This is a genomic window from Campylobacter cuniculorum DSM 23162 = LMG 24588 (assembly GCF_002104335.1).
In the GTDB taxonomy this organism is placed as follows: domain Bacteria; phylum Campylobacterota; class Campylobacteria; order Campylobacterales; family Campylobacteraceae; genus Campylobacter_D; species Campylobacter_D cuniculorum.
Map to the genome: position 1 here is coordinate 1,707,114 of NZ_CP020867.1, position 13,008 is coordinate 1,720,121.

Annotated in this window: 13 protein-coding genes and 2 pseudogenes; 10 read left to right on the forward strand and 5 right to left on the reverse strand. The window is 31.6% G+C overall.

Going from position 1 to position 13,008, the window contains the following annotated elements; translation table 11 throughout:
• Window positions 1-101 precede the first annotated feature (101 nt).
• From CCUN_RS08530 to CCUN_RS08540, 3 genes are all read right to left on the reverse strand, one after another.
• On the reverse strand, window positions 102-728 hold the full coding sequence (locus tag CCUN_RS08530) for a methyltransferase domain-containing protein (protein WP_027305551.1): 627 nt from the start codon (window positions 726-728) through the stop codon (window positions 102-104).
• Entirely contained in the window at window positions 715-1,944 is a 1,230-nt protein-coding gene (locus CCUN_RS08535) for a polysaccharide pyruvyl transferase family protein (RefSeq protein WP_244893539.1), read from the reverse strand. Before CCUN_RS08535 ends, CCUN_RS08530 begins: the two co-directional genes overlap by 14 nt.
• A gap of 73 nt (window positions 1,945-2,017) precedes the next feature.
• The gene (locus tag CCUN_RS08540) at window positions 2,018-3,172 is read right to left on the reverse strand and encodes a hypothetical protein (RefSeq protein ID WP_027305552.1); all 1,155 of its coding nucleotides are present in this window, start codon (window positions 3,170-3,172) and stop codon (window positions 2,018-2,020) included.
• 136 nt (window positions 3,173-3,308) lie between these two features.
• On the opposite strand from CCUN_RS08540, the gene rpmI reads away from it, so the two are divergent.
• From rpmI to cheQ, 5 genes and pseudogenes are all read left to right on the forward strand, one after another.
• Window positions 3,309-3,500 carry a 50S ribosomal protein L35 gene (rpmI, locus tag CCUN_RS08545; protein WP_027305553.1) on the forward strand — a complete coding sequence of 64 codons (192 nt, stop codon included), beginning with the start codon at window positions 3,309-3,311 and terminating at the stop codon, window positions 3,498-3,500.
• Between the two features lie 95 nt (window positions 3,501-3,595).
• Window positions 3,596-3,949 carry a 50S ribosomal protein L20 gene (gene rplT / locus CCUN_RS08550; protein ID WP_027305554.1) on the forward strand — a complete coding sequence of 118 codons (354 nt, stop codon included), beginning with the start codon at window positions 3,596-3,598 and terminating at the stop codon, window positions 3,947-3,949.
• Window positions 3,950-3,976: 27 nt separating this feature from the next.
• Window positions 3,977-4,074, forward strand: a pseudogene (locus CCUN_RS10270) (HDOD domain-containing protein); the annotation flags it as partial.
• Between the two features lie 309 nt (window positions 4,075-4,383).
• A complete protein-coding gene (cheP, locus tag CCUN_RS08555) occupies window positions 4,384-5,247 on the forward strand; it encodes a cheVAW transcriptional regulator CheP (protein ID WP_027305555.1) in 864 nt (287 codons plus the stop codon).
• Between the two features lie 21 nt (window positions 5,248-5,268).
• The gene (cheQ, locus tag CCUN_RS08560; protein WP_088245168.1) at window positions 5,269-5,748 is read left to right on the forward strand and encodes a cheVAW transcriptional regulator CheQ; all 480 of its coding nucleotides are present in this window, start codon (window positions 5,269-5,271) and stop codon (window positions 5,746-5,748) included.
• On the opposite strand, the gene CCUN_RS08565 is transcribed toward cheQ, so the two are convergent.
• On the reverse strand, window positions 5,717-7,024 hold the full coding sequence (locus CCUN_RS08565; protein WP_027305557.1) for an MFS transporter: 1,308 nt from the start codon (window positions 7,022-7,024) through the stop codon (window positions 5,717-5,719). The genes cheQ and CCUN_RS08565 overlap by 32 nt on opposite strands.
• Before the next feature lie 3 nt (window positions 7,025-7,027).
• On the reverse strand, window positions 7,028-7,186 hold the full coding sequence (locus CCUN_RS08570; RefSeq protein ID WP_035175739.1) for a hypothetical protein: 159 nt from the start codon (window positions 7,184-7,186) through the stop codon (window positions 7,028-7,030).
• 90 nt (window positions 7,187-7,276) lie between these two features.
• Here CCUN_RS08570 and moaC point away from each other — a divergent pair, with 90 nt between their 5' ends.
• The 5 genes and pseudogenes from moaC (at window position 7,277) to mutY (ending at window position 12,879) form a co-directional block, all read left to right on the forward strand.
• A complete protein-coding gene (gene moaC / locus CCUN_RS08575; RefSeq protein ID WP_027305558.1) occupies window positions 7,277-7,750 on the forward strand; it encodes a cyclic pyranopterin monophosphate synthase MoaC in 474 nt (157 codons plus the stop codon).
• Window positions 7,728-7,991 carry an HP0495 family protein gene (locus CCUN_RS08580; RefSeq protein WP_027305559.1) on the forward strand — a complete coding sequence of 88 codons (264 nt, stop codon included), beginning with the start codon at window positions 7,728-7,730 and terminating at the stop codon, window positions 7,989-7,991. Before moaC ends, CCUN_RS08580 begins: the two co-directional genes overlap by 23 nt.
• 10 nt (window positions 7,992-8,001) lie before the next feature.
• Window positions 8,002-9,132, forward strand: coding sequence for a hypothetical protein (locus CCUN_RS08585; RefSeq protein WP_027305560.1), 1,131 nt, complete (start codon window positions 8,002-8,004; stop codon window positions 9,130-9,132).
• Window positions 9,133-10,444: 1,312 nt separating this feature from the next.
• A pseudogene (locus CCUN_RS10275) lies at window positions 10,445-11,449 on the forward strand (methyl-accepting chemotaxis protein); the annotation flags it as partial.
• A gap of 413 nt (window positions 11,450-11,862) precedes the next feature.
• Complete coding sequence (gene mutY, locus CCUN_RS08595; RefSeq protein ID WP_027306064.1) at window positions 11,863-12,879, forward strand: A/G-specific adenine glycosylase; 1,017 nt, start codon at window positions 11,863-11,865, stop codon at window positions 12,877-12,879.
• The last annotated feature ends 129 nt before the right edge of the window (window positions 12,880-13,008 follow it).

A 13,008-nucleotide genomic window follows, 5' to 3' on the forward strand; every position in this document is an offset into this window, starting at 1 on the left:
AATAATATACATAAATTTATAAAATTTAGATTAAAAAACACTTAAATTTTTATAAAAGTCAAGTAAAAATTTCAACAAGAATATTTCAATGATATTTTCATTCAAGTTTTAAATTTTTCATAGTTTTGATTGAAGAATAAAAAATACCCCGTTGTTAATTTTTCTTTATTTTCATCACTTTTATAAGAAAGGAGCTTAAAACTTCTTTTCATAAAAAAACCAAAAAGTTCTTCTTGAGTGTGAAGTTTTTTAACCCAAATGGGATTATGATTGAGATTAAAGTCTTTAAAATTATAAGAACATAAAACATAACAAGGCTCTAAGGCACAAATTTTTTCAATCAAAAATTCCAAATCAACAATATATTCAAAAAGTCCTGCACAAACGACGCATCTATAATCTTTAGAAAGTTTAGGGAATTCTTTTTGATTAAAATCACAAATGATAGTATCATTTTTATGAGCGTATAAATCAACACCGAGGTATTGAACATTTTTAAATCTAAAATCATGTTTCATAACTTCTCTTAAATATTGCATTCCACAGCCTAAATCAAGGATAGAATCCACGCGAGGAAATTTGTTTAAATTTGTAGGAAGTAAATTTAAAAGTTTTTCATATCTTAATAAAAATTCAAAATCATAAGTGAAATTTTCAAGCCAAGTGTTGGTGATTTTATCAAGCTTTTTAGGGGGGGGGGTTGTGGATTTTTTCTTAAACCATTTCATTATGCATCTCCTGTTTTAAAAGATTAAAATTTGCTATTTTTTCCCTTGTATTTAAGAGTAAATTTTCATCAATCATTTTGCCTTGAGCTTTTAAAATGCTTAGTTTTAAATTCAAAAGCATATTTTCTTTAAGCTCTTCAATATCAAGCTCTTGCGGTGAAAAATCCACTCTGCCTTGCTCTAAATCTTCAAATGTATAAAGGGGTAAAATTCCTTTTAAAGCTGTAAAACGCGTGAGTTGTTCCTTTGCATTATTAGCGATTAAAATCACAGGAATTCCCAGTGCCACGCAAGGAGCAGCACAATGAAGAGCCGTTGTGATGATGAGCTTAGCTTCGTTTTTGTAGCGATTGAGAAGTTCTTGTGTGAATTTGAGGTAAAATTCTTGAGAAAAGGTTTCAAACGCACTTAAATTTATCCATCTTTGATTGATTTCTATACCCTTGTCTTTAAGATTTTTAGGAAGTAAGGCTTTGATTTTATCATCAAGATCGACAAGGAAAATTTGATTTTGAGTGTTTGCAGGCTCTCTTTTTGGTAAGGTTAAGGTTAAACATCTTGAAAAATAAGATTTTATGCCCATTTTTTGCAAAAAATTAAGAGTGAAGACATCTCTACAACCACATTCTTTGTCTTTAAAATAATGAGGAAAACGTGCGATAAAATGTTTAAGAAAATTCTGTGCATATGCAGTGAAATGCGTTCCCACAAAAACAGGCAAGATGTTTGAAGGGGGCAAAAAATCATAACTTAGAGCAAACCATCCTTGCATAATACAAATCCCCCCCCCCTCACTGGAAGGATAAAAGCTAAGGCTGTCTCTATCGAAAAATTCAAAATGATTATAATCAAGACTCTCTAAAATTCTCTTCACAGCCAGACTTTGGACAAAATCGCCTAGATTATGATAATTTCTGTGTATATGATGAGCATAATCAAACAAAATAAAAAGTTCTGGATTAAAATTCTGTGTTGGTTTAAATTTTTCTTCCAAATGAAGAAGACTTGAATCAATTTTTAATTTTTGAATTTCATTGTTTAAATGCACCTTTAAAGCATAATTTGAATGCTCTAAATTCTTTAACGCATTTTCTAAGTCATCAAGCTTTGCTTCAAGCCTTTTACAATAGCGAAAAATTCTTTCAACCCCAGTAAAATATGTATCTCTTAATTTCACAAAAATTATTTTAATTCGGGTGAAAATATCTTTTTGCATCAATCATTCCTTCAAAATCATTTTGCTTCATTATATCAAAAAAAAAAAAAACAAATTTCAAAGAAAAAACGATTCAACTCATAACATTTAAATACGCGTTTAAAATTTTATTTAAACCCATTTGTCTCTGTCTGCGATTTAAGAAATTTTCTATTGAAGAATCGCGTTTTAAATTCGCATCTTCTAGTCTTTCTTTGTCATAATTTTGGGCTTTATAATCCTGTTTTATCTCTTCAAATTCTTGTTTGATTTTTTGAGTGTAGAGTTCAAAAATCGAACTTGAATTTGTAAATTCTCTCAAATCCAAATCCTTTTCATAATTAATATATTGTTGAAAAAATACTGAAAGTTTATCTTGTGAAGTTGTGTTTTTATCCACACCATTAACATATAAATACAAATCAAAGCTCATTCTTTGTTCGTTATTTTCTTTCAAAAAATCCTCGATATTTTCTTTTCCGTCTAAAATTTCATATAATTTTTTATGAGAATTTAAATCAAGACTCGCAGGTTTCATAAAAAATTGCAATTGACTTTCATTTTTTTCCTTAAGGTCTTGATAAATGAAATTGACCAAAAGCCCACTTTTAGAAACTGCACCCTCTCTTGTGAGATAGGGCTTTAAAATTTCGTTATTTGAAGTGTTTGTTAAGGCTTTATCAAAACCAAAATCGACGATTTTATTATCAAGCATTAGGGTATTGAGGTTTTTATTTTGCGTTTTTGCCCTATCAAGCTCTTCTTTGTTTTGATAAATGCGGTTGATTTCTCCTAAAAAATCCCCGTTATTTGTTGAATATCCTTGAGTGAATCCAGAAATAATATTGCGACTTAAATTTTCATTTTCTTGCGTTTGAAATTCTGTATTTAAGGATTTTAAAGAACTATAATAACGATTGAGCATATAGGGTAAATCCATTCTATTATAATTAATGCTCTGCTCTTGTTTCATAAATTCTTTTGCTATGCCTCGAATGCTTTTGATATTAATCGCGTAAGACTCCGGTAAATTAGCGATTTGATTTAATTCTTTATCAAAAAAACCGCGTTCATCAATCCTAAAACCAAATTCACTCGCATAGGTCTTTGCATTTGGATTGAAAGAAGATGAATTTGACTCATTTTGCAAATTGAGGATATTGCTTTTTTCACTCAAATCTAAATTTGCATTTTGTAAGGTGTTGAATAAAGACAAATTTTGATACGGATTGACTGCATTGATTATCATTGAAACTCTTCTTCATAAAATATTGCTAAACATTTCATAAGCAAAACGCGTTCCAAAAAATAAAAATAAATTTCAGCATTAAAAAAGAAAAGTTAGGATAAAATTAAAGTTTTCATACAATAAAAAGGAAAAATGAATGCCAAAAATGAAAAGTGTAAAAAGCGCACTCAAACGTTTCAAAGTCGGCAAAAATAAAATCAAAAGAGGTTCGGCTTTTAGAAGTCATATTTTGACTAAAAAACCTTCAAAAAGAATGCGCAAACTTCGCACAGTGAAATATGTCGATAGCACAAATATTAAAGCTGTGGAAAAAATGTTAGGAATTTAAGTTTTTGACTAAGGTCATTTCAACTCCCCTTTTTGATGCTGTTTAAAAAAGGGAAAGCTCCAAATTTGGACGCCAATTTGTGAAAGGAAACGGATATGGCAAGAGTAAAAACAGGTGTCGTAAGACGCAGAAGACACAAAAAAATTCTAAAATTAGCAAAGGGTTTTTATAGCGGTCGTCGTAAGCATTTTAGAAAAGCAAAAGAGCAATTAGAAAGAAGTTTGGTTTATGCTTATCGCGATAGAAGACGCAAAAAAAGGGATTTTCGTCGCCTTTGGATTATTCGTATTAATGCAGCTTGTAGGCTGAATGATTTGAGTTATTCTCAATTCATCAATGGACTTAAAAAAGCAGGCATTGAGCTGGATAGAAAAATTTTAGCCGATTTAGCGATGAATGACGCGAAAGCTTTTTCTAAGATTGCAGAAACGGCAAAAAAAGCTTTATAATAAAATATAAAATTATAGCCGATTAGCTTGAAAAAAGAGGATAAAAGATTGTCTCATTTGCTTGTGTTATGCTTTTAAGGCTTGGGATTATCGTGTTTTCAAATTTTCTCATACAAAAAAGACAAAGAATTCTTAAGCCGAATTTGTTTTTAAAAGAAAATTAAATTTGTTTAAGCAAGTTTGAATGAGTGCCTTGCTGATTTAACAAGTAAAAGGCTCAATTTTAAGTATCTTTAAACGATTTGAAAATGAAGGCTTAAATTTTTGAGTGCTAAACAGCTATAATAAATAGCAAAATTTTAATGCCAAATGCAAATTTGTGATATTTTATCTTGTGATATTTTTATAAAGTTTAGATAATATTTACTAATGGATTATAATCCTTAGCTATAATAAAACATTGACAAAGTTAAACTATAAAAAGGGAATTATTAATGAGTGTAGATATGAATGAAGCTCTACTTAAAAGTGTTGAGGTCTTACCTCCTTTACCTGATACAGTGAGTAAGCTTAGAAAATACATTGATGAAGCTGGGCTCAATATAGAAATCGAAAAAATCGCTGAAATCATTTCAGCTGACCCCCTGCTTACAACAAAACTTTTGCAACTTGCAAATTCGCCTTTTTATGGTTTTACAAGCGAGGTTAAGACTATATCTCAAGTCATTACTTTGCTCGGTATTGGCAATATAAAAAATATAGTCTTTGCAGATTCCATTAAGAGTAATTTTAAAATCGATGTTTCGCCTTATGGTTTAGACACTCAAAATTTCTTAAGCTCTTGCAATGAAGAAACAACTTTTATCGCTGATTGGCTTGGAAAAGAGGATAAAAGATTGTCTCATTTGCTTGTGCCTTGTGTTATGCTTTTAAGGCTTGGGATTATCGTGTTTTCAAATTTTCTCATACAAAATAAAAAAGACAAAGAATTCTTAGACAAACTTCAAAAAGCAAAATTTCATAATATCGCTGTGGTTGAAAACGAATTTTTAGGCGTGGATCATATTTCTTTTTTAGGATTTTTACTCCATCGTTGGGATTTTGATGAACATTTGATTGAAGGCATTTGTTTTGCACACACTCCCCATGCGGCTTCAGATGAAGTGAAAAAAATCTCCTATGCTTTAGCCATTGTTAATCGCATTTTCTCACCTTACGATGGTTGTTCTTCTTTCAGTATCCAAGCTGCAATCGCACTCATACACGAAGCAAAAAATTCAGGAGTTCATTTTGATTTAGATAATTTCATCTCTAAACTTCCAGAAAAAGCCAAAAAAGCTCTTGCACAAAAGGAATAATCAAGCTTAAAAGCTTGATTTGTGATGAAAAGCATTATATTACCGCCAAATGAATTCTTAGACCATTATGTTTTAAATACAGAATTTCATCAATTTGCAAATATCTCCAAAAACGCCTATAAATTTTGGAAAAAAGCAGAAATAGGAAGGTATCAAGGCACAAGGATTATTTTTTTACATAAAAATTGCATTTTAGAAAAACACCAAAATGCTTTGAAAAAATGCACAGATTTAAGCGGTTTTGTTTTAGCAAGTGCCTTTTGCTCTTTTACCACTCTTGCACCTTCTCATTTGGTTGAAAAAAATCATTCTAGCATTTATAAACTTTTAAAACTCAAAGAAATTTGCGGGATTAAATTTGTGAATTTAAAGGCTTTTTATGATTTTTTAGGACTTGAATACCATAAACACATTTATATAGAAAAATGCCATTTTTTCAGCCCCGAGCCTTTTGAAAAAAAAATCAAAATCACACAGAGTATGTGTGTGGGGTATTATTGATTTTTTTAAACAAAAAGGCACAAAAAAGGGTTAAAAATGCTAAAAATATGATATAAATTCCCAAAGAAAAACGCCAAAAATTATCTAAATTTTGTAAAGCAAGGGTATGCAGTGCTAGGGCAAGTTGCGGAGTGATACCGCCGGATATAGCATAAGCGATATTATAAGAAAAAGAAAGCCCCGAAAATTTGATTTTTGCGTCAAAAACTTCATTCATCATTATAGGGCAAAAATTCGTCAGACCACCAAAGCAACAAGTCAGCAAATAACATGCCACAACCAAAATAAAATTCGCATTTTGCGTATAAAGAGCACTAAAACAAAACACGCTAGAAATTCCAAAACCCACAGCAAAAATCACACAAGATTTAAAAACGCCTATTTTGTCGGCTAATACTCCACTTAAAACACAGCTTAAAGAAACTAAAATAATCGCCAGCATTTGCAAATAACTTTGCTCTATAGGATTTATACTCAATATCTTTGCTATAAAATTTGGCAGAGTTAAAACCATCACCACCACAAATCCGGTTAAAACCCAAGTGATGAGCATAGAGATAAAAACACCTTTTTTTGCTGTTTTTAACACCTCTTTCAAAGGAAATTTTTCCAAAGATTCTTCTTGTTTCATTTGCTCAAAAACGGGAGTTTCGGTTAAAAATCTTCTCAAATAAACCGAGATAATCCCAAAAATTCCACCTAAGAAAAAAGGCACCCTCCATGCCCATTCAAAAAGCTCTTCTTGAGTATAGATTTGATTGACAATCAAAAACACAACAGAACCAAGCAAAATTCCAGCCACAACCGAAGCTGTAAGCACCCCCAAAGAGGTTCTTCTCTTAGAAGAAGCAGCGTGTTCATAAACAAACACCCAAGCTCCGGGCAATTCTCCACCTATAGCAACACCTTGAGCGATGCGTATGAGTATTAAAAGCACGATACAAAAATATCCAAGAGTGTCAAAACCGGGCAAAAAAGCCAAAGCAAAAGTCGGTATAGCCATAAGCAAAATGCTAAGCATAAACATATTTTTGCGTCCGGCTTTATCGCCAAAATGTGCCATTATGATTCCACCCAAAGGACGTGCTAAATATCCTGCAGCAAAAATTCCATAGGTATTAAACAAACTCCAAAAATCACTTAAATTTGCAGGAAAAAAATTCTTAGAAATATAATTTGCAAAAAAGAAAAAAATGATAAAATCATAAAATTCCAAAGTCCCGCCCAAAGACGAAAGAGCTAAGGTTTTTATATCTTTTTTGTTTAATTCTTTCAATTTTTACTCCATTTCATAGTATTCATCATCATCCTCATCATCTTCATAATCATAATCGTCCTCGTCATAATTATATTTTCTGTGCGTTTTATGAGAAGCGTATGAATCCTCTTCATCGTAAAAATCATCGTCTAAGTCTTTATCCAAATCTTTATCGTCCATAAAATTTCCTTTTTAAAAATTCTAAAGCTTATTTTAGCTTAAATTTGATTGATTTTGATATAATTTTAAGAATTTTTTTAAAGGTTGTAAATGAATTTGACTCATTTAGATGAAAAGAATCGTCCTAAAATGGTCGATGTGAGCGAAAAAAACATAACACAAAGGATAGCTGTAGCTAGCGGAGTGATTTTTATGAATGAAGAGGCTTTTAAAGCGATTAAACAAAACACTGCTAAAAAAGGTCCTGTTTTGCAAACAGCTGTTGTTGCTGCGATTATGGGAGCGAAAAAAACAAGTGAGCTTATCCCTATGTGCCACCCCTTAATGCTTTCTAAAATTGATGCAAACATTACAGAAATCGAAAAAGATTGTGCCTTTAAACTCATCATTAGCGTTAAATGCGAGGGTAAAACCGGCGTAGAAATGGAGGCTTTAACAGGTGTAAGCATAGGACTTTTAACCATTTATGATATGGTTAAAGCCATCGATAAAACGATGAAAATCAGTGAAATCGTCTTGGAGAGCAAAGAAGGAGGCAAAAGTGGTCAATATCTGCGAACTTAAGCAAGAACCCCTTATCAATTACCCGACATTTTGGGATTTTAAGGTGATTTTTGAGGCACACACTCACGCAGAAACAATTTTTAAGAGTGTGTTAGGACAAAGAGAATTTAAATTCAAAGCCTCGCACAAAAGCAAAAATGGCACTTATCAAAGCTATTTGCTCTCTGTATTTGTTGATAGCAAAAAAGACAGACTTGAGCTTTTTGAAAAACTCAAACTCAAAGCTAAATTTGTTTTATAAAGGAAAAATTATGAAAAACACTTTACTCATTTTTGAAAATTCACTTTTAAATTTAGAAAATCCTAAAGAAATTCTTGAAGATTTAAGTTTCAATCTTGCTTACAAGCAAGTGAGTGCAAATCCTCGCAATGTTGAAAAAATTTTAAATGAACTTTTGAGTGAATTTTTAGCGATTTTAAAAAAACTTGATTTATTCGATGATGAAAATGCGACTAAAGTGATTAAAGCTTTGATTAAGGCAAGTATCAAAGATGCTCAAAATTCACTTTTTGCTCTCATCGATGAAGCAGAGCTTTTAAGCACTCAAATTCAAAATCAAAAAAATCTCATCAAAAGTCAAACGAACAATCATTTCTTAGAATTTGAAAAAATCTTACTTGAGCTTGGCTATAAAGACCAGTTCCAAAACCCTTTAGATGATGCGATTTTATTTGACATTGAAATGTTAGGAATTTTAAAAGAAACCGCTGAAAGTGCGTTTTTAACGACACTTGAAAAGGGTTTGGACATAGAGCTTACAAGCAATGAAATTGCTAAAAATTTGGTTTATAATGCCATTTGTGAAGCGGATTTTGAAAAAGAAAGAATTCTTAAAATTTCAAGTATGGTCTTAACCTCTGCTTTTGAGATTGCTAATGAAAGCATTGCTTATGCGAAAGACCTTTGCTTAGGGGCGATAAAAGGCACACAAGAAGGAATTTCAACGGCTATAGAAAAATTTAAAGCCACTTTAACTTATGCAAATTTTGAAGAGGATATAAGCCTTAAAAGCAAAGAACTTATCGGCATAGAAGATGATTTTATCTCACTTTTAAAAGAAGAACTTAAAAAGCAAAACAATCCTTCTAAAGATATAGTGCAGCATTTGTTAGAAAATGAACTCGATAGCTTTTTTGCAAAATTTAAAAGATTTGTCAGTGAAAGCAGAGAACAACTCTTACTCACTCTCAATGAGCTTAAGAAAAACCCTAAAATCAATGATTTTAACGAACTCACACACAAAAAACTTCAGCATTTTAAACAAGAAATGCTTGAATTTGAAAAAAATGCTGGAGAGAAATATAAAGAATTTAATTCTCAAAAAGCAAAAAATTTAGGAATCAGACTTTGGGAAAGGGCTAAAAATTTTATTAAAAAATAAAATTTAAAAGAGTAAAATTTCATTAAAAATAAATTTTTATATTTCAAAGATAAAAATAAAAATTTAATAAAAAATAAATAAAACAAAACACGGACTTTTACTCTATTTTATCGCACTTAATGGGCTTTTAGGACAAAAACTAACTCAAATTAGTTTAAGTTTATTTTTGTATAATCGTTTTTTTTTTTTTTGGTAAATTTAAAAATAAACCAAAAATACCAAATCTTCATAAAAAAAGGAAAAAGCTATGTTTAAATTTTTTAGCAATCTCTCGATAGGGACCAAAATCACTTCTTTGGTTTTAGTCGTTTTAGCCTTATCTCTTGTGGTTTTAGTTACGATTTCAACCTCTGTGTTTAAGAAGTCCTATCTTCAACAAACCGAAATTCTTTTAGCAGAGACTTCTTTAAGAAATATCTCTCAAGTCAAAGCCGCCTATGATGAGGTGTCTACATTAGCAGAATCGATTAAACAAAATATAAATTTAAACGATAGCTATGATGATATTAATTCACTCATAAGAGAAAATATGGATATAACAAAATATTCAGAATATATGTTTTTGCTCAGCGACAAACCTTTTATCAATGAGCCTTCAACAGCCCGAACTCCGAGTGGAAAACATTTGATTTTAGTCCATGATAACGATACGCTCAACAAAGGCGGTCTTACCAATCTCCCTGCAACAGATATGTTTAATGATTTTAATGTTATAGTTGAAACCAAAAAGAACAAAAAAGATACCATAGGCTATCCAAGAATCATCAAAATAGGCGATAAAGAAGTTTTTGCTTTATTTGTTGGATTTCCAATCCTTGACGCAAATCAAAATGTAGAAGCGATTTTAGGAGTTTTAGTTGATATAAAACTCATGTCAGCCTCTATGACGAGTAAAGCTTCAGTATTTGGCGAGGGTGTAACGGAATCTGTCTTTTCAGCTGATGGCACTTTTTTACTGCACTCAACTCCTTCTTTAATCACAAAAAATGTCAAAGACCTTGGGGCAGAGATTGATAATTCTATCAAAGCTTTAATCGCACAAAACAAACAAACCGCTTTTGACTTTGATTATGTAGCAAGCAATGGGCAAAAAAGCATTTTAGCTTTAACCCGATTAGAAATAGCTCCGGGCAATATCTGGTATAGTGTTATGGGAATTCCTGTAAGTTTTATTGACGACATTTTAAACCGAATTTATTATATATCTTTTGCTTTGAGTGTGGGTTTGTTTATTGTTTTAACCCTTTTAATCCTCTTTATCTCTAAAAAATTTATAGGAGCAAGACTCAATAACCTTTTAAAATTCTTAGGTCAAGCCTTTGATTTTATCAATCACAAAACCAAAACAATAGAACTCCTCCCTGTGCAATACAACGACGAACTCGGTCAAATGGCAACAGCCATCAATGAAAACATTCGTCAAACCAAACTAGGTTTTGAACAAGACAATTCTGCTGTAAAAGAATCTGTAGAGACAGTGAGCATTGTCGAATCAGGAAATCTCACAGCAAGAATCACAGCCAATCCAAGAAATCCTCAACTCGTAGAACTTAAAAATGTGCTCAATCGTCTCTTAGATGCTCTACAAAGTCGAGTGGGAAGTGATATGAATATCATCCACGATATTTTTGAAGAATACAAACACTTAGACTTTAGAAATAAAATAGAAAATGCCACAGGAAATGTTGAGGTGACAACCAATGCCTTAGGAGAAGAAATCATTAAAATGCTCAGACAAAGTTCAGAATTTGCTAATGCCTTAGCAGGAGAAAGCACTAAACTCCAAACAGCAGTCCAATCTCTCACCTCCAGCTCTAATTCCCAAGCAGCTTCTTTAGAAGAAACCGCTGCAGCCTTAGAGCAAATCACTTCTTCTATGCAAAATGTCTCTCAAAAGACTAGTGATGTTATCACTCAAAGTGAAGACATTAAAAATGTTACAGGCATTATAGGAGATATAGCTGACCAAATCAATCTCCTCGCTCTTAATGCTGCCATTGAAGCAGCACGTGCAGGAGAACATGGACGCGGCTTTGCTGTTGTGGCTGATGAGGTAAGAAAACTTGCTGAAAGGACTCAAAAGTCTTTGAGTGAGATAGAAGCCAATACAAATTTACTTGTGCAATCCATCAATGATATGGCTGAAAGCATTAAAGAACAAACTCAAGGCATCACTCAAATCAATGAGAGTGTTTCACAGATTGACCAAAGCACAAAAGACAATGTTGAAATCGCTAATGAATCTTCTATCATTGCTAATTCTGTTAGCACTATAGCAAACAATATCCTTGAAGATGTGAATAAAAAGAAATTCTAATACAAACCCTAGAAGCTTTCTAGGGTTTATTATAGACCTTATTTGTATTTGCAAATTTATCAATAAACTTAATATGAAATTGAAACAAATTTAAGATTAAAAACAATATTTATTCAGCATTTATTTTTTGAGTAAAATTTATATTAAGGTATTTTTGTATAATCAAAATGTTTTAAAATTACAGAAGCTGTTTTTCTAAAAGCTCCTATGTGGTGCGTTTAGAGATATAAAAAGCCTTTGATAGAGATTTGACATTAAAAAAGATTTTAAGAATTTTCAAAGCAAGATTAAAAGAAACTAAACGACAAATATATAAGCTTAGCAAAAGATTTAAACAGATTCTTTCAAAAGGATAAATCTTCTAAAAAGAATAAATTTTTATTCATTATAGAAATTTTGTTATACTCTAAACTATGCAAACACTTAAACATATGCAAGATGAATTAATATTTTGGTATGAAAAGAATGGACGCAAAGAACTTCCTTGGCGTAATTTGGGCGGTGAATTTTGTGATGAGAGATTAAGAAATATCAATCGTGCCTATGGGGTGTATATCAGTGAAATCATGCTTCAGCAAACTTTGGTGAAGGTTGTTTGTGAGAAATATTATTTCCCTTTTTTGGAAAAATTTCCGACACTTGAGAGTCTGGCTTTAGCACAGGAGGATGAGCTTTTAAAGGCTTGGCAGGGTTTGGGGTATTATACTCGTGCGAGGAATTTAAAAAAGGCAGCTCAAACTTGCTTGAGAGAATTTGGCGGAGTTTTACCTAAAACAATACAAGATTTGCAGAAATTAAGCGGAGTGGGAGCCTATACGGCTGGAGCCATTGCTTGTTTTGGTTATGATGAAAAGGTGAGTTTTGTTGATGGAAATATACGTCGGGTGCTCTCGCGTCTTTTTGCCCTTAAAAATCCTAAACCAAAAGAGCTTGAATTTCAAGCTCAACGCTTTTTAAATCACAGCGATGCTTATACGCACAATCAAGCCTTGATTGACTTAGGAGCCTTGCTCTGTCTGCCTAAAAATCCTAAATGCTCTCTTTGTCCCTTGCGTGAGTTTTGCCAAGCAAGATTGACGCCTCATTTTTATCCTCAAAGCAAAAAGCTTGAGTATGAGCATTTAAATCTCAATCTTATTTTTCTTCAAAATCAAAACAAATTTGCCCTTAAAAAGAGTCAAGAAAAACTTTATTATGGGCTTTATAATTTTATCTTTTTTGAGGATGAAGAATGCAAGGATTTAAAATTTTTAGGAGAATTCAAGCACAGCTATACTAAATATAAAATTCGTGTTAAAATTTATCATAAAAATATTTCAATACAAGATGCTGTATGTGAGTTTAAAACTTATGAATTTAAAACCCTTGAAGAGTTAAAAAATCTAGCCCTTTCAAGCCTTTCTTTAAAGGCTTTGAAATTTTTAGTTTAATTGCGATGTTTTAGGATAATTGTGAAAAAATAAAAGGTGCTATCGTAAATGTCAAGAGAATAATGCTTATTGGAATTTTGTTTGCTCTTTCTTGTTTGATATTGATACCAACTCTAAGCATATTTACAA